The organism is Pseudoalteromonas sp. NJ631 (genome assembly GCF_000276645.1).
Classification (GTDB): domain Bacteria; phylum Pseudomonadota; class Gammaproteobacteria; order Enterobacterales; family Alteromonadaceae; genus Pseudoalteromonas; species Pseudoalteromonas piscicida.
Map to the genome: position 1 here is coordinate 56,480 of NZ_AKXJ01000005.1, position 19,003 is coordinate 75,482.

Below are 19,003 nucleotides of genomic sequence, written 5' to 3' on the forward strand. Positions count from 1 at the left end.
TGAGCACAATGTCAGAATTTCTCATCCGAACAGTTTCTTGTAGCGCATTCTTTATCACAGCTGCAAGTTATGCCGTTGAGCAAAATCAGACAGCTGAAAATACCATAGAACGCATCGAAATCCGTGCCTTCCATGACAGCGTTGTCAAGTCTCTCAGTAATAAACGCCACAATCAACAAGTTTCAGATACGATCAGTGCTGAAGACATAGGTAAGTTTCCAGATAAAAACGTGGCAGAGGCGCTGCAACGGATCACCGGTATCTCACTCTCTCGAGCACAAGGTGAAGGTGAACGGATTGGCGTGCGAGGCACAACCCCCGAGCAAAATAGGACCTATTTGAATGGTCAATATCTCGCCTCCGCTGACTGGTGGATCTCAAGTCAGCCAAGCCGTGGCTTTAATTTTACTTTATTACCCAGTGAAATAGTCTCTAGCCTTGAGGTGTTCAAAACACCACAAGCTATGCAGGATGAAGGGTCATTAGGTGGTGCAATCAATATAAAAACCCGCGACCCTCTGCTTACGCCTTCAGGCTATGGCGTTGTAACGGCCCAGTTCCAATACAGTGACTTGAGCGATAAACTCGACCCACAATTATCTGCAATTTATAACTACCATAGCGAAAGTGGCGACTATGCTGTGCTTTTTACTGCAACACGGCGAGATCGCAGCCTCAGACGCGACGGCTTAGAATCTTGGGGATGGCACGATAGGACGTTATACCAAGGTGATGATGATACTTGGTACGCCACCCAGCAGACCCCACAAGATAAAAGCCAGACGTTATGGTTTCCTGGAGGTGGGGGTTCGGCGATTTTTCAGCAGCAAAGAGAGTTGCAGGCTTATACAGTCAATGCCGCGTTTCAGCTTTCCCCACGACTTAGGTTAAATAGTCACTTACTTTATTCTCACCTAAACGCAGACAACAACAATCAAAACTTTCTCTGGCAAAGTGCAAAGTCTATTGACCTAGGCGGCGGGGTAACCGATTTACAAGTACAAGATGGTACTTTGGTGAGCGCCAACTATTTACCCACAGCAGCGCCGTTCAATACCAGCATGGAAGCCATTTGGCGAGACTCGCAGATCAGCACCAAAAGTGCCCATCTAGACTTGGTCTATGATGGCATTTATTGGTCGAGCCAGTTTCAAGTAGGCCTCAGCCACGGCTCAGGTGGCACCAAAGAAGACGTCACGTCACAGTTTTCTGCTAATACCCGTTTTCACGTTGATACGTCAATGCGAAAAAATATCGTCGCAAGTTATGGGACTTCACCGTTAGATGCGGCGAGTTGGTTTATCACCGAAGCTCGAAATGACAGCCAAGATGGCAAAGATAAATCATACTTCGCGCAAGCCGATTTTGCGTACGATATCGACTTTAAACAGGTCGACGCGATTAAATTTGGCATTAAACTCAAGGATCATCAACGGGACTTTTTGCGCTATCGCTCCAAAGATGGAGGGCTTGATGGTTTAGCCGGCGAGCTTGGCACTACACTGGCCGCCTATCCGGGCACTTTTGTGGATGATTATTTGCGCGGCGTAGGTAGTGCAAACACCTTAAAAAACTACAGTTATGCCGATATTACGCTGCTCGCCAAAGACTTCGATACGCTCAATTTTGAACAAGAGATAGAAAAGGCCAGTCGTTTTCATATTACAGAAAAAACTGCCGCCGCTTACGGTCAAATGCAACTCGCTGGTGAATCCTATGCAGCCAACATTGGGGTACGGGTGGTCAAAACCTTTCAAGACTCTGCCGCATTTAAACGTGTCGCCTCCCCCATCGAAGCGCCCGACAGCTATGTTTGGCATGAAGAATCCCGGGATTACATCGATATTCTACCCAGCGCCAATATCAAGTTTGATTTAAGCGAGAGTCTAGTTGGCCGTTTTTCCGTTGCGCGCGTCATGTCACGAGCGCAATTTCACCACCTTATGCCCTCAACCAATTACAACGTGACCCAAGCTCAAGGACAAGGTGGTAACGCCAGCCTAGATCCATATAGAGCGGCGCAGTTTGATGCCAGCCTTGAGTGGTACTTTGACGATGCCGGACTCGCCTCAATCGCCTTATTTAATAAGGATGTGGAGTCTTTTATTGAGTTTGAGCGGAAACTTGAGCGTCACGAAGGCATTTTGATGTCTATCGATAGACCCAGTAATGGCGCTGGCGGCAGTATCCGTGGCGTTGAACTAAGCTACCAGCAAACACTTGCGTACGGATTTGGGTTAATCGCCAATTACACCTACGTTGATGGCGAACGTGACAACGCTGACGTTGGCTTACAGGACAAAGTGCCAGGCACCTCAAAACACAGCGCTAATCTCACCGCTTACTACGAGAACCACCAATTTAGCGCACGGCTTAGCTATAATTATCGAACCCAGTTTGCCACCGGTGTAGGAGAGACCATGATGGATAATTACGGCCAATTAGACGGCAGCCTCACGGTGAAATTAAGTGATAACCTTGATGCGCAATTTGAGTTTATTAATTTAACCGACGAACAAATCTATACCTATGATCGCAATGAGTACGCACCAACAGGGGTATATGTGAATGGTCGGCGCTACTACGCGGGGTTAAGATACCAATTCTGATTTGCATGATAATTGCGCCTGTACAAACCCTAAGAATAGGTCCAGCTTTGCAGAATGCTCTCGTTTCACTTTATATATGGCATGCAAAGTAACTTCGGGTCTATTTTGCTCGGGGAACAGTTCAACCAAAGCGCCCGAATCGATATCTCGTTGGCAGAAATAAGACGGTAGCATGGCAATCCCCAATCCTGCCAACACCGCCTCTCGAATGTGAAAGCGACTGTTCGCTATCAAATTACCTTGCAGAGCATAACTTCGAGCTCCGTCATGCCAACTATCTTCAACATGATTAAGTTTAGATAACAACATGTTATGCCGACTCAGTTCGCTCAATTGCTCGGGCTTCCCGTGCGTGGCCAAATAGCTCGGCGTGGCTACAAAAGTCGAGTTTATATTGATTAATTTCAAAACATAAAATTGACTGTCTTTGAGTGCAGCAGACAGCCTAAAAGCCACATCAATCTCATCTTCGATAAGATCCTGATTTGCTGCGGTAAACATCAGCTCTAACTTTATTTGTGGATAGCGCTTTTGAAAATCGATACAAATTTGGCTCAGTAGCATACGCCCTATCGTATTTGGAAAGGTTATTTTTAGGTGACCAGATTGATGCACTCCAACCTGTTCGACTTCTTCTTCCAAATCGCGTAGCGCACGAAGGATCTTTTTCCCTTTTTCGTACACCAACTTACCGGCATCAGACAATGCGAGTTTACGGGTTGTTCGATTTAAAAGTACTTGTCCATAAGATGACTCTAGCTGAGCTATCGATTTACTCACCGCTGATGTCGTGGTACCGAGCTGCTCTGCAGCTCGGCTGAAGGAGTGCTGCTCAGCGACACAACATAATATTTTAAGTAAGTGAAGTTTATCGTATTCCTTTCTCATTATTTCCTCTTAGGAAAAAGTCTTTACACCAAATGAATATATATTAACTAAAAATAAAAAGTAAACTTAACTCAAAAGAAAATAAAGGACATCAACATGATCACCACGTCGTGCCACTGCGGCCAGATCCACTATCGTATTTTCACCACGACAACAGCCAACGAAATATGCACTGGTGTGCAGTTTATTCAGGCTCATGGTCTTATCGAAAATCCTTGTAAATCTCTCGAACGATTTGTGGTGCCGCATTCGAAAGCTCAAACCATCCAAGAGCATGGTTTTTGCAAACATTGTGGTGCTTCTATCTACATCATGGATGACAAAGCCAACATTTCGTATGCACTTAATCACCTTATGCCGTTTCAGGTTGATTATTCAGGGGCGCTGAATTTTGGCCTATAAAAGATAACGGCTTCGCTTTATCAGGCTTAACCGACAATTAATCGCAAACATTGGTTTTTATTCTAGTGACAAGTAGAATGCCTAAAAACTTCATCTTGAAGTTACAACAAGTGAATGAAAATTTAGGATAAATAATGAAACTACTTAAGTCTGCTTTGGCTTTAGCAATGGGCTTCACCAGTGCTGCAAGCCTCGCAAGCGATACCATCACTATTGAAGACATCCCAAAGATCCAATCGGTAAGCTCAACGTCGGTGAGTCCTGACGGCGAACTCGTTGCTTTTACTCGCTCTGTACCGCGCGAGCTTTACGTTGACCAAAATGGTTCTAATTATAGTGAACTTTATGTGATTGACGACGAAGGGGTAGAGCGCCCATTTATCACTGGTAAAGTGAGCATCTCAAGCATCTCTTGGTCGGCCGACGGTCAGTTCATTTATTTCCTAACCAAGAAAAAAGAAGACAAGCAACGCGCTCTTTATCGCATCGCGGTAAACGGTGGGGAAGCACAGAAAGTGCTTTCACTAAAAGGAACTGGGATCTCGGCTTATAGCCTAAGCCCTGATGGCAAACAGGTTGCAATCCTTGCAATGCCAGCTGCCGATAAGTCAGAAAAAGAGCTGAAAAAGCTTGGTTTTATGGCTGAAGTGTATGAACTGGGTCTAAAGAACAAACAGCTTCATATCATTGATCTTGCAGCATCAGAAAAACCGCTGACTCCAGCGGCACTGAACATCGAAGGCTATGTTAGTGAAATCAACTGGGCTGACGATGCCTCTAAATTACTGGTAAAAACCCAGCCAACAGCGCTTATTGATGATAAGTACATGAAATCACAATGGCATGTACTCGATGCGAAAACACAACAAATTACCACGTCATTCAAAACAGAAGGTAAGCTTGGTACCGCAGAGTTTTCTCACGATGGTAAATACATCGCTATTTTAGGCGCTGAAGATAAGCACGATCCGGCAACAGGTCGCTTATACCTTGCCGATGCACAAAACGGCAAAGTAGAAGAGTGGATCCCAAACTTTATGGGTCACATCGGTGATTTTGAGTGGTCAAACCGTAAAAACCAGCTGACTTTCATTGCAAACGTCGGCGCTGAGAGTTTTGTTGGCCAAATTAAAGTTGGCTCAAACAAATACAAGAAACTTATCAAAGAAGGTAAGTTTATCGCATCGAATCTATCAATCTCTGATTCAGACAAAACCATTGCCCTACGTGCAAATACCGCTAGGCACCCAAATGAAGTGTTTGTGATCCGCTCAAGCAAAGCAACTCGTCTATCAAACTCAAACCCGTGGTTAGACAACAAACGTTTTGCAAAACAAGAGGCTATTAACTTCAAAGCCCGCGATGGTGTTGAAATTGGTGGCGTATTAATTTATCCACTTGATTATCAAGAAGGTACGCGTTATCCACTGATCATGTCAGTGCACGGTGGTCCTGAAAGCCACGATAAGAATGGCTGGCTCACGAGCTATTCAGATCCGGGTCAAATGGGCGCAGCACGCGGCTATGCGGTATTCTATCCAAACTACCGTGGTTCGACAGGTAAAGGCGTTGATTACTCAAAACTTGGCCAAGGCGACTACGCAGGTAAAGAGTTTGACGACTTAGTAGATATGAAAGAATACCTAGTCAATACCGGTTTAGTAGACACCAAGCGTGTTGGTATTACTGGTGGCTCTTACGGCGGTTATGCCTCTGCTTGGGGTGCTACAAAACTAACTGAACACTTTGCGGCAAGCGTGATGTTTGTTGGGGTAACTAACCAACTATCTAAGTTTGGTACTACCGATATCTCAAACGAAATGTACCTAGTGCACGCTCGCTCTTACCCTTGGGATAAATGGCAGTGGTACCTAGAGCGCAGTCCGATTTACTGGGCTGGTCAATCGAAGACGCCATTACTAATTATGCATGGTAAAGATGACCCACGTGTACACCCTGCACAATCTATGGAGCTATATCGCTATATGAAAGTGCAAGGTAAAGACGTACGTCTAATTTACTATCCAGGCGAAGGTCATGGTAACCGCAAAGCAGCGGCTCAATATGACTACAGCTTGCGCTTGATGCGCTGGATGGACAACTACCTAATCGAAGGCAAAAAAGACATGCCAGATTATGAAATTGACCACGCGGCGAAGCTAAAAGCCGTTAAAGACGCGAATAAATAAGTAAGCTAGCTTATTGTTTGAGGGCGCTAATTGGCGCCCTTTTTTATCAAGGAAAAAAGATATTGCAATTAATACCAATTGAATTAATTCTCTAATCAATTTGAAGGGTGAAATAGCATATTAGCTTCTTTAAAAATTTCTCATTTAGAACAACTAAATAGCAAAATTTTTGCCTTGCTACTAAAGCTATTTCCCCGCTTCAAGATAGATCATTTACTTAATACAACTGGTATAACTACAATCAAACTCGACACCGAGCGATTCACACTTAGACCCCTAACTTTACAAGATGCCGAAGCACTATTTGCCATATTCTCGGACGCAGACGTCATGCGCTATTGGAACACGCCACCTTGGGAATGCCTTGACGATGCAACGCAATTTATCAAGCAATCACACGAAGACTTGACTACGCAACAAGCGATCACACTGGCAATTGTTTCAAAAATTGATGAAGCATTAATTGGCAAGTGTTTACTGTTTAGCTGGGATAAAGAGTCACGTCGCGCCGAAATTGGCTTTGGTATTGCCAAATCTCACTGGGGGCAAGGTGTCATTCAAGAAGCAGGCTCTGCACTCATTGACTATGCTTTTTCAACACTACAGTTAAGGCGTATTGAAGCAGAGATTGATCCCGCTAATACCGGCTCAGCCAAAGTACTGGCAAAACTTGGGTTTACTAAAGAAGGTCACTTACGTGCTCGCTGGGAAATTGCTGGCGAAGTTTCAGACTCTGCACTATATGGCTTACTTGCAAGCGATGTAAACTAACCAAACTAATAGCCTTTTCCCTAAATTAAATTAGTGACTTAATCACTTTAAATCAGCGACATACTTAATGTCGCTTTGAGAGCTAACCACCAATATACTCTATCAACTAAAGCACTTTGATTTTTCACATTCCGCTGTTAACATAACATCCCTAAAAAGGAAACAATTACTCAACTTGTCTTGAATTAGACAATCTACTTTGTTGATCTCACTACTTAAGGAAAGCAAAATGATAAAAAATGCAGTCGTGCTAGGACTCATCTTTAGCGCCCACACTCTCGCCTTTGACCTCGAAAATACATACCCAACCACTGAAATAAAATACTTGGATGACGGCACTGAAATCTCTGTCCCCTTTCATGTCAAGGGAGAAGCAACCAGTGCAGTCCTCGGTTTAGTTAATGCAAAACGAGCAAAACGATTTTTATGGAATGACGGTTGGAAAGTTGTTACGCCAAAATGTGATGGCAAAAGCTCCGGAAAAGGTATTGCGGCTTTTTACACTCAAAAAATCACAGAAAGTCCAGCAGGAGCATACAACGAAACGGTCGCGACGTTTTTTATTCAACGCAGAAATGCGCCAGATCTCGATTTACCTTGTCCAAGCGACCTGAACTCCCTTGAAGCACAGGTAAACTATGCAATGGCTGCATTTACAACTATCAATACTGCCAATGCTGAAAAGCAGTCGATGGGGCTCCCTCACGACTACGCCTCATTCAACTTTCATTTGATGCTGGACAATGCGAAAGCGGTTGAGGCCGGTGAAATATGGGGTTACCCCAAACAATTGGCCCAAGTTGACATCACCCTAAGTGAAAATACACATCGTCTTGAGCTGGCCAAGAAAAATGGTAAGCCTTTGCTCAGTGCTGAATATCAGCGCAAAATTGGCACAAACACGCCACTGTACTCAGTCGGTGACAACGTTGTGCCCAGCTTTAACCTTCCCGATGACTCTAAGATCCCTCAACTAAGTGGAGTATTGGCCTCTGCTAGCGGCTGGATCTTGCCTTTCGTTGGTAAGTTTACGATTCACTCACCAAAAAGTATCACCACGCGATTTTTACGCAAAACGCAGTTTACTCCTATCGCGGTATTAGAATTCACTAACGTTGAAGGCGTTGCGCTACCGCTTTACGATAGGTAACCTTCATTAGTATAGGCGGAGGCTTAACGGCCTCTGCATTTTAATTACCTTTGCTTGTATTGCGTTTTGCAATATCCGCGATTTACCGCTTTGCTTCTGAGTTTAATATGCTTTGTGTTACGGCCATTTACTCGTCGCCGCCATAGCTTAAAACTACTGGATTTTAAGCTGCTACGCATCAACTTGATCACTTCAGGTTCACTAAGCTCAAACTGTCGCTCGATAGCTTCAAATGGCGTCCTATCTTCCCACGCCATTTCAATGATCCTGGAAATTTCTGAGTCACTATATTGCACTTGCTTAACCTTGTTGTATTCTAATTAGAATCACACGTACGCACCAAGTGCCAAAATAGATTAAAAATACTTACGACCAATCAATATTCCATAGCAATGCCGATAGGCAAGGTATACATGATCTGCCCTGATGCAACGCCCACGGCTGTGCCTATTCCCGCGCCTATAGCAAGCCCCAGACCTATTTTTCGATTGGCATTTTGTTTATCACATTTCATTGATTGTTCCATCATCTAAACCAGTAGTTAATGTGGCAAAGTAATGAAGTAATGTAAACCACCTTATTTGCTTAACAATCAGTGCCCTTCACGCTTAAACCAAGCCTGCAAAAACTCGATACATTGAAGCACCGCGGCTGGTACAAATTGGCGTGCGGGATACAGTGCATATAAGGCTAGAGTTGGCTTGTCAGCGTGCTGTAATATACTAACTACCTCGCCCTTTTCAAGTGCTTCTCTACAGGCAAATTCAGGTAAAACTCCTATTCCCAAATGGCTTTTAATTGCCTGCAACATAAAAAGGACATTGTTCACTTTAAGAGAGCCTTTTATTCGCACACCTTCGTCTAATGGCCATAAGTTCTTGCGTTTTGAATAGCTGTATTCAAAACAATTATGATGGATTAAATCTTGTGCTGATTCGATTGCAGGGTGACTAGCTAAATATTGTGGTGAGGCGCATACATGATAGTTAAATTGAGTAATTTCTTTACCTATATAACTTGAGTCAAACGGGCGACTAGAAGCCCGAAAACCTAAATCGAACCCCTGTTCAACTAAGTCGATATCCTCATCTCCTAAATGTATTTCAAGATCGACATCGGGATACGCTTGCATAAAATCAGCGAACATTGCAGCCAAGTCAGTGATCCCAAGCACCATTGGCACATTCACCTTTAGCTTGCCTTTTGGTGCTTGCTGCGACTCTTGTATGAAGGTATTTGCATCCTCTAACTTATTGAGAATATCCTTAGCACGCTGCAAATAGCCTTCTCCCACATGTGTGAGCTGCAAATTGCGCGTGGTGCGATGTATAAGCCGTGCACCAAGCTCAGCTTCTAGTCGGCTGATCTCCTTACTGATCATGGATTTGGACGTATTATATTGCTCTGCAACACGAGTAAAACTGCGTACCTCAGCCAGTTTTACAAACATTTCTATCGCTCTTAGCTTGTTCATACTTTCCTTGATTATTGTTTCCGCTATGTGAACTCTTGGTTCTCATTGTAGCTATATATCAAACAGCATCTAGTTTATACACTGAGCTTGTCTTTTAGCCAAGAAGCAAATAAGGAAAACCATTATGTATACGTTATATTACTTACCTGGTGCTTGCGCGCTTGCAACGCAAGTCATATTAAGAGAACTAAAACAACCCTTCGAACTGGTTGACAAACGCGGTGTTGATAACTTTTTAGCCATTAACCCAACAGGTAAAATCCCGGTTCTTAATGATGGCGAAAACAGCTTAGTAGAAGGAGCTGCAATCTTACTTTATCTACTCAATAAACACGAAAATAACCTTCTTCCTCAAGCTGATGTTTTTCAAAAGCAAAAAGCGATAGAAAACATTCTGTTTGCTAATGCTACGATGCACCCGGCTTACAATCGTCTGTTTTTTGCCACAGGTGCGATTGCTGACGAGCATGCACGCCAGCCATTTTTAGAAGCGGCAGCGGTTGCCATCAACGAATTATGGGTGTTAGTCGAGAAAAAGTTAGCGCAGCAAGCATTTCTAGGCGGCGATCAGGTTTCCACTGCGGATATCATGCTGGCTGTATATGCGCGTTGGGGCGCCTATTTTCCAGTCGACATTGTCATTCCAGAAAAAGTCAGCAAAATGTTAGCTGCAGTTGAAGCAAGGCCCAGCTTTATCGCCTCGATAGCAGCTGAACAAGCACACAGTAAAGACGCATGAGCTTAATATGACTAAGCCTATTTTCAAACTACAGGATTTAGACAAAGTAACTGCGGTTATTCAACAATATTTTGAAGGGCTACACCAAGGAGATATTAAAAAGTTGGATGCGATTTTCCACGCTGACGCGGTGCTCAAAGCTCCAGGGGTGAGGCGCACCAAATCACAGTGGCTAGATTTGATTTCATCTCGACAAACGCCCGAAAGCCAAAGCGCTGCTTTTAATTACCGTATTTTGTCGGTGGATGTTGTAAACCATCAAGCAATGGTCAAGCTGTATTGCCCACTATTTGAACATCACTATATCGACTTTATCGGTTTACTTAAGGAAGATGAGCAATGGCGTATCGTCAACAAAATGTATGATGATCTGTAGGAGATAATCAATGCCTATCATCAATATTAAAATCACAAAGGAAGGCGTTACACCTGCTCAGAAGCAAGCCCTAATAAAAGGTGCAACTCAGCTTATGGTGGATGTCCTTGATAAAGCGCCACAAGTTACTTTTGTCGTCATAGAGGAAGTTGAAACTGACGACTGGGGAATAGGGTTTGATCAAGTCTCTATGTTGCGGCAGCAACACTTAAGTCCTAAATAACGCACTAAAAAGAGGCATCAAATGGTGCTTCTTCATCTGCAAAGACAATTTTCTTGAAAAAGAATCTTATAAAATTCAGGTAAATAAAAACTTTTTTAAAAAAGTTTCTTGAAAAGTATTTGCCTCGTCCATAGATAGTATTGTGAGGACGCCGACAGGGTCCCAACCCAAACTAAGTAAATGTTTTATATGCTATTTATTGGCTTTAATTGAAGCAATAAATAGCTTAATTATCGCTTTATGAGGATACAAATTATGCGTACAGTAGACCTATCTCCACTTTATCGTTCATTCATCGGTTTTGACCATTTAGCACAGTTAATGGATGCAGCATCACGCAACGAAAAGCAGCCAAGCTTTCCACCATATAACATTGAAGCTACCGGTGAAGACAAATACCAAATTACCATGGCTGTTGCCGGATTTACCGAGCAAGAGCTTAGCCTTGAGTCAGAAAACAATACTCTGACAGTCAAAGGCGAAAAGCAAAACAAAGAAGACAAAGCTGAGCGCAGATTTATCCATCAAGGCATCGCAGAGCGTAACTTTGAGCGTAAATTCCAACTTGGTGATCACGTAAAGGTGATTGGCGCAGGACTTGAAAACGGCCTGTTAGTCATTGACCTTGAGCGCGAGATTCCAGAAGCACTCAAGCCAAGAAAGATTGAAATTGGCAAAGGCAATCTCATCGAAAATAAATAATCGATTGAGGTCACTTCCCCCTGTTTTTACATGATGTCACGTTTCCAAGTCGCCCTCGGGCGACTTTATTGTTTTGAGTTGCTAGTTTACCCATTTTATAGCGTTGAGTAGGTTTTAAGCTAGCAGCGTTAAACTCAGTTCCAATCGCCAACTCGATTCGCCTTGCCTACAAAGTGTAGGCACCTTAGTGCGAGCAGAAAGCTTAGTTATCTCCAAAGCGTTCTGAACGGCAAACTGGTATCTATAGATAATTTGGGGTCGCTCTCACAGGCGTTCATCTCAAGACATCCAACATACAATTCATAATAAAACACCGATAACAACAGTTAAGCCAACATCTATGGTTCTCTTGTCAAATTAGCTGTCATGATCACCGCAATATTGTTAAATACTTCTACTTGTTCGTGAGATAGGCCAGTACACATTTTTTGTATCAACTCAGCCTCTATGACAAGCATTCGTTTCAATATCGCTTTGCCATCCTTTGTTAAACCTAAAAAATGGCTTCGAGTATCATTTGGATTTTTTGTCTTTTCTATTAACCCCTTCTTTGACATCTCTTTAATCAATCTCGCTAATTGACTTTTATCTCTATCCATTAGTTCTGACATCAGAGCAGCTGTACAGTTTTCTGTTCTATTAATTAGATGAAGCGACTGAATTTCCATAGGTACCACATCAATCCCCTGCTCTCTAACTGCTTTTAAAACTAGAGATTTAAACTTAAAGGTTAATGCTAAAAAGCTATCTGGAAGTTCTCTGTTCAAAATCCACTCCTTCATTGGTTGACATTATCAACAATAACACCTAACCTTTACAGCATCAATAGTTGATAATATCAACTTTAATGGAGAGGCGATTATGAATTTAATTAAAAAGGTACTTGTTGCGGCCCCTATGGTAGTCGCATTGGTGGGTATATTAACTTTCGTGATGACCTATCAAAATATAGGGTTTACCAACCGGTTTGTTGAGCAATGGCTGACCTCTACTTTATTGTCTGCCACAACTATTGCTCCAATTGGCTTTGCCATGGTTATGGTAATCTCAAAGGTTGCTGAATCACTGATGCCAAACACAGCAAAGATCATTAAAAATACTGTGATTGGTATATCAATGGCCATTATCATGGAAGGAATTATGGCCGCGGTCACAACTATTAATAATGTCCCTTACAGATCCATGAGTGAATTTATCAACACTTGGTTTCATGCATTTACCATCGCGCTGCCTGTCGGGTTGTTAATTTCAGTTTTTATGACATTGACTGTGAAGCCTCGCCTTGAACGATTTATGGCTAGCTGAAAAAGAAGCTTGTTATGAGATACAAATACATTAAAGCTAATAGCGCAGAAACTCATCGTCTTGTTGGTGGAGAAATAACATCACTACTTGTTACGGGAGAAGATACCAACAATAGAGTCTCAATATTTGATAGCCTGATACCACAAGGCAATGCCGCACCTTGGCACTACCATGAAATAGATGATGAAATTTTCTATATCATCCACGGCTCTATAGAATTTGGTGTTGAAAATGAGGTTATTACTGCAGGTAAAGGTGACTTACTTGTGGCTGGTCCTAATGTGAAGAGGCGCTTTAAAGCGTTGACCGATAGCCATTTACTTGTCATAAATTTACCTTCAGGACCGTCGGAAAATTTTATTCGAGATATCGCAAGGTTGTCAGATGGAACAGCCTTGAGTAAACAAGACAGACTTAAGTTTACCAAAAAGTACAAAATTCATTTTTGTTAGCTTGCGCTGCCACAGCTAATGATTGAAAAATATCAACTTTAAGTGCTATCCACAGAGTTACATTTAACACCTTACAAAAATCAATACACTCAAAACAAAAAAAGCTTGGCTATCAAGCCAAGCTTTGGGTGCGGTGCGAATAACCGCCTTACTCTTACCGACTATGATCCTTCACTTTACTTCCCTAATGACATCCAAACTCTCAATTTGGAGCTCAAAGATTCTGATAGCGATGCCTCGCTGTAAGTATTCCTTTATACCAGTTTGTTTAAACGTGCCCGAAAAAAGGCGCTTAGTTGAACAAATCAGTAATGTTGCCAAGTAACTCAACAATAATCATAATCTTTGAACTCTATTCCCTGCTCCCTGACATCAGTTCCTTTTCCTCTGTCACTCCCTTGCGCAGGTAAATCTACTTCTCGAGCTCTAATTAGCCTTTAAAGTTTGCGAATTCTGTTTCGCTTAGCTCGCCATTTGCATCAACGTCTAGCGCTTTAAATTGCTCAGCAAGTGCAGTATGCGCTTGCGCTTCACTCATGCTGATTGTGCCGCTTTGATCTGTATCTAGCGCAGCGAAGTCTTCACCCGCCATTGCATTAACAGACGCGAAAGATAAACCTGTGATTGATAGTGCAATTAGTACGTTTTTCATCATTTATTCCTCAAAAATTTAAATACTGTTCGTTTTATGAAATTGGGGGGCTACTACTTAGCCTTTGAAATTTGCGAATTCTGTTTCGCTTAGCTCGCCGTTTGCATCAGCGTCTAGCGCTTTAAATTGCTCTGCAAGTGCCGTGTGTGCTTGTGCTTCGCTCATGCTGATTGTGCCGCTTTGATCTGTATCTAGCGCTGCGAAGTCTTCACTCGCCATTGCATTAACAGACGCAAAAGATAAACCTGAGATTGATAGTGCAATTAGTACGTTTTTCATCATTTATTCCTCAAAAATTTTAAACTCTGTTCGTTTTATGAAATTGGTGGGCTACTGCTTAGCCTTTAAAATTTGCGAATTCTGTTTCGCTTAGCTCGCCATTTGCATCAGCGTCTAGCGCTTTAAATTGCTCTGCAAGTGCAGTATGCGCTTGTGCTTCACTCATGCTGATTGTGCCGCTTTGATCTGTATCTAGCGCCGCGAAGTCTTCACTCGCCATTGCATTAACAGAAGTAAAAGACAAACCTGTGATTGATAGTGCAATTAGTACGTTTTTCATCATTTATTCCTCAAAAATTTAAATACTGTTCGTTTCATGAAACTGGAAGGCTATTACTTAGCCTTTGAAATTTGCGAATTCTGATCCACTTAACTCGCCGTCAGCGTTACCGTCTAGCTGAGTGAATTGCGCAACCAGATTTGGATTTACTTTCGCTTCGCTCATGCTAATTGTGCCACTACCATCGGCGTCATATTTGGCAAAGTCGTCACCAGCCATTGCATTAACGGACGCCATTGACAGGCCAGCAAGGGATACTGCTACTAGTAGATTTTTCATCATATTCTCCTTAAAATTCAGTCTTGGCGGAGAGTCCGAAGACTCACCGATATCGAGCTTTTAAATTAGCCTTCAAAGTGCTCGTACTCTGACTCGCTCAGCTCGCCATTACCGTCAACATCAAGTGTCTTAAATTGCTCAACTAACTTAGGATTAACCTGTGCTTCAGCCATGCTGATTGTGCCGCTGCCATCAGTGTCGTACTTTTCGAAGTCGTCCATCGCCATTGCCGATGCTGAAACCAATGTCATACCTGTGATTGATAGTGCTGCTAGTAAATTTTTCATAATCTTCTCCTTAACGATTTAAATAATGTGATAACTCGGCAAATTAACCTTCGTAGTTATCAAATTCTGCTTGGCTTAGTTGACCATCTTGGTCAGCATCTAGCTCATTAAATTGAGCAAGAAGGCCTTCATCTGCTTTTGCTTCTTCAATAGAGATGTAACCGTCACCATTCATGTCTAATTTGTCGAAGTCCGTGTTTGCGTGTGCACCTACTGATGCCAAAGTCATTACTGCTGCTGATACTGCGATTGCTAGATTTTTCATCGTGCTTTCCTCATAAGATTAAAAACTAAATTCTGTGTTAAACGTTTTGCTATTAAAGCTAAAACTGATTTTGCATTTGTTTTTGCGTTTCGTTTTTCGCTTTCGAGATAACTATTCCAACTTTGATGCCAACATTGAAAAAACACCGTTTATCAACAAGTTAAGAAAAACCACTTAAAAAGATTAAGGTTGGATTAAGGCTGACTGTTGCTAAATGGCAACAGTTAAAAAAGCGAAAAATAAAAAGTCTTTATTTTTCTTAAAGTTAGATTGTCGCAGCTTTGCAACAGGTAAATTTTGGGGTAGAAAATTTTGCAAATCTCGCAACACCATTTGATTGAAATTTGTGCACCCTTTTAAAGGATTTAGCATCGTGAAAAAAATTTTTTCTCAGTCATTACAAAAACAGGCACTTATTGCCATGTTTATTGGTGTGCTTCCAATACTCACACTGACTTTGTGGTACGCCCAAGCACTGTCCAAAAACCAACAAAAAACACAGGATATTTATAATAAAAATCAAAAGCTTATTCTTGAATACAATTTTGTAAAAGCAGATATCAGTGCGCTTGAAAAAGCACTGCAAAATAATCAGCTGCTGCAAAGTGAAACACTGCAAGAAAGCATCGAGCAGAAGTGGCAAAACACCAAAAAACGCATTCAATTATTAAAAATAAACCTACCCGATTCGCTGTTTGTTGCTAAATGGCGACAGTTCGCTCCCGATGAGATCAATGCCACTTCAAAAGCTGAAGAGTTTCAACAGTTGGTTAAGGTGCTTAATCAATTCGAGGAAAGCTTTCAGCAAACGCTTAATAAGCGCTTAGCTGATCAAGAAGCCCATTTCGTGCAGCTGCAAACATGGTTTATGTTCGGTCTCGTTATCTTGCTACCCACCCTTATCGTGATCAGCATCTTTTTGATCAACCGGATTTGTCAGCAGCTTAATCAGGTAGAATCTGCGGTATCTGAGGTAGGTAAAGGTAATTTTGATAAGTCGATAGAACTCTCTGGCAGTCATGAATTGCAGCAATTGGGTGACAGGTTAAATTGGTTAAGGCTCGAACTTAAGCGTATTCAACAACAAAAGGAAACCTTCTTGCGCCATGTTACTCATGAGCTTAAAACCCCTTTGGCATCGCTAAACGAAGGAAGCAGCTTATTAAATAGTGGATTACTAGGAGATGTTAATCCAAAACAACAACGTATTCTCATCATTATGGAAAACTCTGTTGCAAAGCTTGGCTCATTGATCGATGATTTGCTCAGCTATAGTGCAGCCAGTCACCCAGATAGTCTACATCACGACGCCGAAATGAATCTTATCCAAGAAGAAGTCTCAAAGCATCTTAGCGATAAGCTAGGAAAGACTGATGTGATAGTGAACTGGCAAAATCATGATGAGCTAAAAGTACCTTATCTTCCGTGCAAATTAGTGTTAACTCAGTTAGTGAGCAATGCCATCGATCACGCTAAAAGCAATGTCACTATTTCAATTGAAGAAAAAAATGGCGAAGTATTGTTGATAGTCCGTGACGACGGTGATGGCATCGACATCAGTGAAGCCGATTCATTATTCCAGCCATTTGTTCGTGGTGAGAAAAATAAAAATAATAATGGCAGTGGCTTAGGTTTAGCCATTGTCTCTGAGTGTGTGAAGCAATTAAAAGGCGATGTGAAATGGCTATCAGTAGAATCTGGCGCCAGTATTCAAGTCGCCTTTCCAAAAAGGGATCCAAAATGAAATACATCGCATTAAGTATCACGCTATTTTTGCTCGGTGGTTGTGCCACAACGGAGCAAAACGTCGAGCAAACAAAGCAATTTATTGGCCCTGTAAAAACAGAAACCAGCGCTAAGTTTGTGCCTTTAGCTGAGGTGATCAAAGCCTTAGTCAGCCAATGCGCCAAAAAACATAACGTGACATTTAACGATTACTATAAAGGTGCACTGCACTTACAGGGCTTTATTCACACCTATTGCGGTACAGACTCAACCACCAAGCAACTTAAAGCCATTGAAGAAGTAAAACTACAAGATTATTGGCCAGACGATTACAACATTTGGTTTGAATCGCTAGCTTGGCACACTCAAAGCCTTCGTGAGCAAAAAATCAGTAATTATTACTCTGACAATAAGGCGCAACAGCACCAAGAGCAATTGTTACAAACCCAAAAACAGCTTGCCGAGCTAAAACAAAAGCTTGCCGACATAGAAAAACAACGTTTAGAAACCGATCTTTCTGAAAACCCATCACTTGAGGAGGATTCACTATGAGTCAAACACAACAAGGCGCAAAGTTACTTTTAGTGGATGACGATACGTCTTTAACTGAGCTACTGGCAATGCGTTTAGAAAGCCACGGCTACGAAGTTGAAGTAGCTCATCGTGGTACACAAGCGTTAAATATCCTCAAGCAAATGCCTATCGACTTGGTCATTACCGATTTGAAAATGGCGCACATGAATGGCTTTGAACTTAATGAGCAAATAAAAAAGTATTACACTGGCATGCCCGTTGTGATGATGACCGCTCACGGCTCAATTCCTGACGCTGTTGACGCCATGCAGCAAGGCTTTGTGAGCTTTTTAACCAAGCCCATTGACTCTCAGCAAATGCTCGATGTCATCAATGAGGCGCTTGCAGGAAAAGTGAGAACCGCACAAACTTCGGATCCAAATAACTTCCATGGGTTGTTATTCCAAAGTGCCGCAATGCGTCAATTGGTACAACAAATTCAAGCACTTGCCAGCAGTAATGCAAACATTCTCATCCAAGGCGAGAGTGGTACCGGTAAAGAAGTGACGGCAAAAGCAATCCATTTGGCCAGTAACCAAGCGCAAGGTCCGTTTATTGCGATTAACTGTGGCGCAATGCCCGCTCACCTGCTGGAGTCTGAGCTATTCGGCCATAAAAAAGGCGCGTTTACCGGCGCAGTGAGCGACAAAGAAGGTTTAGTACAAGCAGCGGATGGTGGCACCCTATTCCTCGACGAAATTGGTGATATGCCGCTTGATTTGCAAGTTAAGCTACTGCGTGTTTTACAAGAGCGAACCGTTCGTCCTGTGGGTGGCCAAACTGAGCATAAGGTCAATGTTCGTTTTGTCTCTGCAAGCCATAAGAACATTCAAAGCGCCGTTGCCGAAAAGCAATTTCGTGAAGATTTATACTATCGATTAAACGTAGTGTCTGTTGAAATCCCAAGCTTAAGAGAGCGATTGGAAGATATTCCACTACTTGCATCACGCTTCTTAAGTGCACTTAGCGATGGCGAAAAGCAATTTAACCAACAAAGTATTACGCATTTGTTGAATTATCATTGGCCGGGCAACATCCGTCAGCTCCATAATATTGTGGAGCACTGTGTTGCTATTACGCCAGGTAAAATGATCACTGAAGATATCGTACAAAAAGCCCTGCCTAAGGATAAAGAGCAGAATGCGTTTACAGGATTAAATGAGGCGAAACGCCAGTTTGAGTATGACTACATCCAAAAAGTACTGGCACTTTGCGAAGGGAATGTGTCGGAAGCTGCAAAACTTGCACAACGCAATCGCTCTGATTTTTACAAATTACTTAAAAAACATGAGATCCAGTGCTAAACCTATTAGAGGGGTAACATTAGTTTTAATTTCTGAAGCACGTTGCTTGGTCAAATTTACCACGGCAAAGAGCTTGTTA

25 protein-coding genes are annotated in these 19,003 nt (G+C 42.3%); 14 read left to right on the top strand and 11 right to left on the bottom strand.

Going from position 1 to position 19,003, the window contains the following annotated elements; translation table 11 throughout:
- Nucleotides 1-8 precede the first annotated feature (8 nt).
- A complete protein-coding gene (locus A587_RS0110495; RefSeq protein WP_017217550.1) occupies nucleotides 9-2,609 on the top strand; it encodes a TonB-dependent receptor in 2,601 nt (866 codons plus the stop codon).
- On the opposite strand, the gene A587_RS0110500 is transcribed toward A587_RS0110495, so the two are convergent.
- Nucleotides 2,592-3,497 (bottom strand): LysR family transcriptional regulator, encoded by a 906-nt coding sequence (locus A587_RS0110500; RefSeq protein ID WP_010379313.1) that lies wholly within the window; start codon nucleotides 3,495-3,497, stop codon nucleotides 2,592-2,594. The genes A587_RS0110495 and A587_RS0110500 overlap by 18 nt on opposite strands.
- 96 nt (nucleotides 3,498-3,593) lie before the next feature.
- Here A587_RS0110500 and A587_RS0110505 point away from each other — a divergent pair, with 96 nt between their 5' ends.
- The 4 genes from A587_RS0110505 to A587_RS0110520 all read left to right on the top strand — a co-directional run bounded on the left by A587_RS0110505 (nucleotide 3,594) and on the right by A587_RS0110520 (nucleotide 8,009).
- Nucleotides 3,594-3,899 (top strand): hypothetical protein, encoded by a 306-nt coding sequence (locus A587_RS0110505; RefSeq protein WP_017217551.1) that lies wholly within the window; start codon nucleotides 3,594-3,596, stop codon nucleotides 3,897-3,899.
- 134 nt (nucleotides 3,900-4,033) lie between these two features.
- Nucleotides 4,034-6,088, top strand: a complete 2,055-nt coding sequence (locus tag A587_RS0110510; RefSeq protein WP_017217552.1) for a S9 family peptidase — start codon at nucleotides 4,034-4,036, stop codon at nucleotides 6,086-6,088.
- A gap of 174 nt (nucleotides 6,089-6,262) precedes the next feature.
- Nucleotides 6,263-6,859, top strand: coding sequence for a GNAT family N-acetyltransferase (locus tag A587_RS0110515; RefSeq protein ID WP_332306257.1), 597 nt, complete (start codon nucleotides 6,263-6,265; stop codon nucleotides 6,857-6,859).
- 229 nt (nucleotides 6,860-7,088) lie between these two features.
- Complete coding sequence (locus A587_RS0110520) at nucleotides 7,089-8,009, top strand: acetoacetate decarboxylase family protein (protein WP_017217554.1); 921 nt, start codon at nucleotides 7,089-7,091, stop codon at nucleotides 8,007-8,009.
- 44 nt (nucleotides 8,010-8,053) lie between these two features.
- On the opposite strand, the gene A587_RS0110525 is transcribed toward A587_RS0110520, so the two are convergent.
- The 3 genes from A587_RS0110525 to A587_RS0110535 form a co-directional block, all read right to left on the bottom strand.
- A complete protein-coding gene (locus tag A587_RS0110525) occupies nucleotides 8,054-8,305 on the bottom strand; it encodes a TIGR03643 family protein (RefSeq protein ID WP_082086201.1) in 252 nt (83 codons plus the stop codon).
- Nucleotides 8,306-8,385: 80 nt separating this feature from the next.
- Nucleotides 8,386-8,523, bottom strand: coding sequence for a hypothetical protein (locus A587_RS25165; protein WP_017217556.1), 138 nt, complete (start codon nucleotides 8,521-8,523; stop codon nucleotides 8,386-8,388).
- Nucleotides 8,524-8,601: 78 nt separating this feature from the next.
- On the bottom strand, nucleotides 8,602-9,483 hold the full coding sequence (locus A587_RS0110535) for a LysR family transcriptional regulator (RefSeq protein WP_017217557.1): 882 nt from the start codon (nucleotides 9,481-9,483) through the stop codon (nucleotides 8,602-8,604).
- A gap of 124 nt (nucleotides 9,484-9,607) precedes the next feature.
- Here A587_RS0110535 and A587_RS0110540 point away from each other — a divergent pair, with 124 nt between their 5' ends.
- The 4 genes from A587_RS0110540 to A587_RS0110555 all read left to right on the top strand — a co-directional run bounded on the left by A587_RS0110540 (nucleotide 9,608) and on the right by A587_RS0110555 (nucleotide 11,523).
- Nucleotides 9,608-10,222 carry a glutathione S-transferase family protein gene (locus A587_RS0110540; RefSeq protein WP_017217558.1) on the top strand — a complete coding sequence of 205 codons (615 nt, stop codon included), beginning with the start codon at nucleotides 9,608-9,610 and terminating at the stop codon, nucleotides 10,220-10,222.
- 7 nt (nucleotides 10,223-10,229) lie between these two features.
- A complete protein-coding gene (locus A587_RS0110545) occupies nucleotides 10,230-10,598 on the top strand; it encodes a nuclear transport factor 2 family protein (RefSeq protein WP_017217559.1) in 369 nt (122 codons plus the stop codon).
- A 10-nt stretch (nucleotides 10,599-10,608) separates the two neighbouring features.
- Nucleotides 10,609-10,821, top strand: coding sequence for a tautomerase family protein (locus A587_RS0110550; RefSeq protein ID WP_017217560.1), 213 nt, complete (start codon nucleotides 10,609-10,611; stop codon nucleotides 10,819-10,821).
- A gap of 255 nt (nucleotides 10,822-11,076) precedes the next feature.
- On the top strand, nucleotides 11,077-11,523 hold the full coding sequence (locus A587_RS0110555; RefSeq protein ID WP_017217561.1) for an Hsp20 family protein: 447 nt from the start codon (nucleotides 11,077-11,079) through the stop codon (nucleotides 11,521-11,523).
- A gap of 338 nt (nucleotides 11,524-11,861) precedes the next feature.
- Here the strand turns inward: A587_RS0110555 and A587_RS0110560 are convergent, their stop codons facing one another.
- Nucleotides 11,862-12,290: a MarR family winged helix-turn-helix transcriptional regulator gene (locus tag A587_RS0110560; protein WP_026000958.1), complete on the bottom strand. Its 429-nt coding sequence runs from the start codon at nucleotides 12,288-12,290 to the stop codon at nucleotides 11,862-11,864.
- 94 nt (nucleotides 12,291-12,384) lie between these two features.
- Here A587_RS0110560 and A587_RS0110565 point away from each other — a divergent pair, with 94 nt between their 5' ends.
- On the top strand, nucleotides 12,385-12,828 hold the full coding sequence (locus tag A587_RS0110565) for a DUF2798 domain-containing protein (protein WP_017217563.1): 444 nt from the start codon (nucleotides 12,385-12,387) through the stop codon (nucleotides 12,826-12,828).
- 14 nt (nucleotides 12,829-12,842) lie between these two features.
- Nucleotides 12,843-13,280, top strand: a complete 438-nt coding sequence (locus tag A587_RS0110570; protein ID WP_017217564.1) for a cupin domain-containing protein — start codon at nucleotides 12,843-12,845, stop codon at nucleotides 13,278-13,280.
- A 430-nt stretch (nucleotides 13,281-13,710) separates the two neighbouring features.
- On the opposite strand, the gene A587_RS0110575 is transcribed toward A587_RS0110570, so the two are convergent.
- The 6 genes from A587_RS0110575 to A587_RS0110600 form a co-directional block, all read right to left on the bottom strand.
- Complete coding sequence (locus tag A587_RS0110575) at nucleotides 13,711-13,932, bottom strand: EF-hand domain-containing protein (protein WP_017217565.1); 222 nt, start codon at nucleotides 13,930-13,932, stop codon at nucleotides 13,711-13,713.
- Between the two features lie 57 nt (nucleotides 13,933-13,989).
- Nucleotides 13,990-14,211 (bottom strand): EF-hand domain-containing protein, encoded by a 222-nt coding sequence (locus tag A587_RS0110580; RefSeq protein ID WP_017217566.1) that lies wholly within the window; start codon nucleotides 14,209-14,211, stop codon nucleotides 13,990-13,992.
- A 58-nt stretch (nucleotides 14,212-14,269) separates the two neighbouring features.
- Nucleotides 14,270-14,491 carry an EF-hand domain-containing protein gene (locus A587_RS0110585; RefSeq protein ID WP_017217567.1) on the bottom strand — a complete coding sequence of 74 codons (222 nt, stop codon included), beginning with the start codon at nucleotides 14,489-14,491 and terminating at the stop codon, nucleotides 14,270-14,272.
- Between the two features lie 57 nt (nucleotides 14,492-14,548).
- The gene (locus A587_RS0110590) at nucleotides 14,549-14,770 is read right to left on the bottom strand and encodes a calmodulin (RefSeq protein ID WP_017217568.1); all 222 of its coding nucleotides are present in this window, start codon (nucleotides 14,768-14,770) and stop codon (nucleotides 14,549-14,551) included.
- Nucleotides 14,771-14,835: 65 nt separating this feature from the next.
- Complete coding sequence (locus tag A587_RS0110595) at nucleotides 14,836-15,057, bottom strand: EF-hand domain-containing protein (protein WP_017217569.1); 222 nt, start codon at nucleotides 15,055-15,057, stop codon at nucleotides 14,836-14,838.
- 43 nt (nucleotides 15,058-15,100) lie between these two features.
- Nucleotides 15,101-15,322 (bottom strand): EF-hand domain-containing protein, encoded by a 222-nt coding sequence (locus tag A587_RS0110600; RefSeq protein WP_010369619.1) that lies wholly within the window; start codon nucleotides 15,320-15,322, stop codon nucleotides 15,101-15,103.
- Nucleotides 15,323-15,695: 373 nt separating this feature from the next.
- Between A587_RS0110600 and A587_RS0110610 the strand changes: the two genes are divergently transcribed.
- Genes A587_RS0110610 through A587_RS0110620 form a run of 3 tightly spaced genes read left to right on the top strand, consistent with a single transcriptional unit; the run spans nucleotide 15,696 to nucleotide 18,924 of the window.
- Nucleotides 15,696-17,066: a sensor histidine kinase gene (locus tag A587_RS0110610; protein ID WP_017217571.1), complete on the top strand. Its 1,371-nt coding sequence runs from the start codon at nucleotides 15,696-15,698 to the stop codon at nucleotides 17,064-17,066.
- Entirely contained in the window at nucleotides 17,063-17,599 is a 537-nt protein-coding gene (locus A587_RS0110615) for a hypothetical protein (protein WP_010369621.1), read from the top strand. The genes A587_RS0110610 and A587_RS0110615 overlap by 4 nt, the downstream gene beginning before the upstream one ends.
- Entirely contained in the window at nucleotides 17,596-18,924 is a 1,329-nt protein-coding gene (locus A587_RS0110620; RefSeq protein ID WP_017217572.1) for a sigma-54-dependent transcriptional regulator, read from the top strand. The genes A587_RS0110615 and A587_RS0110620 overlap by 4 nt, the downstream gene beginning before the upstream one ends.
- The last annotated feature ends 79 nt before the right edge of the window (nucleotides 18,925-19,003 follow it).

Coding starts and splice junctions, on each gene's coding strand:
- A587_RS0110495 (WP_017217550.1), top strand. CDS start 9: ATGTCAGAATTTCTCATCCGAACAGTTTCTTGTAGCGCATTCTTTATC.
- A587_RS0110500 (WP_010379313.1), bottom strand. CDS start 3,497: ATGAGAAAGGAATACGATAAACTTCACTTACTTAAAATATTATGTTGT.
- A587_RS0110505 (WP_017217551.1), top strand. CDS start 3,594: ATGATCACCACGTCGTGCCACTGCGGCCAGATCCACTATCGTATTTTC.
- A587_RS0110510 (WP_017217552.1), top strand. CDS start 4,034: ATGAAACTACTTAAGTCTGCTTTGGCTTTAGCAATGGGCTTCACCAGT.
- A587_RS0110520 (WP_017217554.1), top strand. CDS start 7,089: ATGATAAAAAATGCAGTCGTGCTAGGACTCATCTTTAGCGCCCACACT.
- A587_RS25165 (WP_017217556.1), bottom strand. CDS start 8,523: ATGAAATGTGATAAACAAAATGCCAATCGAAAAATAGGTCTGGGGCTT.
- A587_RS0110535 (WP_017217557.1), bottom strand. CDS start 9,483: ATGAACAAGCTAAGAGCGATAGAAATGTTTGTAAAACTGGCTGAGGTA.
- A587_RS0110540 (WP_017217558.1), top strand. CDS start 9,608: ATGTATACGTTATATTACTTACCTGGTGCTTGCGCGCTTGCAACGCAA.
- A587_RS0110545 (WP_017217559.1), top strand. CDS start 10,230: ATGACTAAGCCTATTTTCAAACTACAGGATTTAGACAAAGTAACTGCG.
- A587_RS0110550 (WP_017217560.1), top strand. CDS start 10,609: ATGCCTATCATCAATATTAAAATCACAAAGGAAGGCGTTACACCTGCT.
- A587_RS0110555 (WP_017217561.1), top strand. CDS start 11,077: ATGCGTACAGTAGACCTATCTCCACTTTATCGTTCATTCATCGGTTTT.
- A587_RS0110565 (WP_017217563.1), top strand. CDS start 12,385: ATGAATTTAATTAAAAAGGTACTTGTTGCGGCCCCTATGGTAGTCGCA.
- A587_RS0110570 (WP_017217564.1), top strand. CDS start 12,843: ATGAGATACAAATACATTAAAGCTAATAGCGCAGAAACTCATCGTCTT.
- A587_RS0110575 (WP_017217565.1), bottom strand. CDS start 13,932: ATGAAAAACGTACTAATTGCACTATCAATCACAGGTTTATCTTTCGCG.
- A587_RS0110580 (WP_017217566.1), bottom strand. CDS start 14,211: ATGAAAAACGTACTAATTGCACTATCAATCTCAGGTTTATCTTTTGCG.
- A587_RS0110585 (WP_017217567.1), bottom strand. CDS start 14,491: ATGAAAAACGTACTAATTGCACTATCAATCACAGGTTTGTCTTTTACT.
- A587_RS0110590 (WP_017217568.1), bottom strand. CDS start 14,770: ATGAAAAATCTACTAGTAGCAGTATCCCTTGCTGGCCTGTCAATGGCG.
- A587_RS0110595 (WP_017217569.1), bottom strand. CDS start 15,057: ATGAAAAATTTACTAGCAGCACTATCAATCACAGGTATGACATTGGTT.
- A587_RS0110600 (WP_010369619.1), bottom strand. CDS start 15,322: ATGAAAAATCTAGCAATCGCAGTATCAGCAGCAGTAATGACTTTGGCA.
- A587_RS0110615 (WP_010369621.1), top strand. CDS start 17,063: ATGAAATACATCGCATTAAGTATCACGCTATTTTTGCTCGGTGGTTGT.
- A587_RS0110620 (WP_017217572.1), top strand. CDS start 17,596: ATGAGTCAAACACAACAAGGCGCAAAGTTACTTTTAGTGGATGACGAT.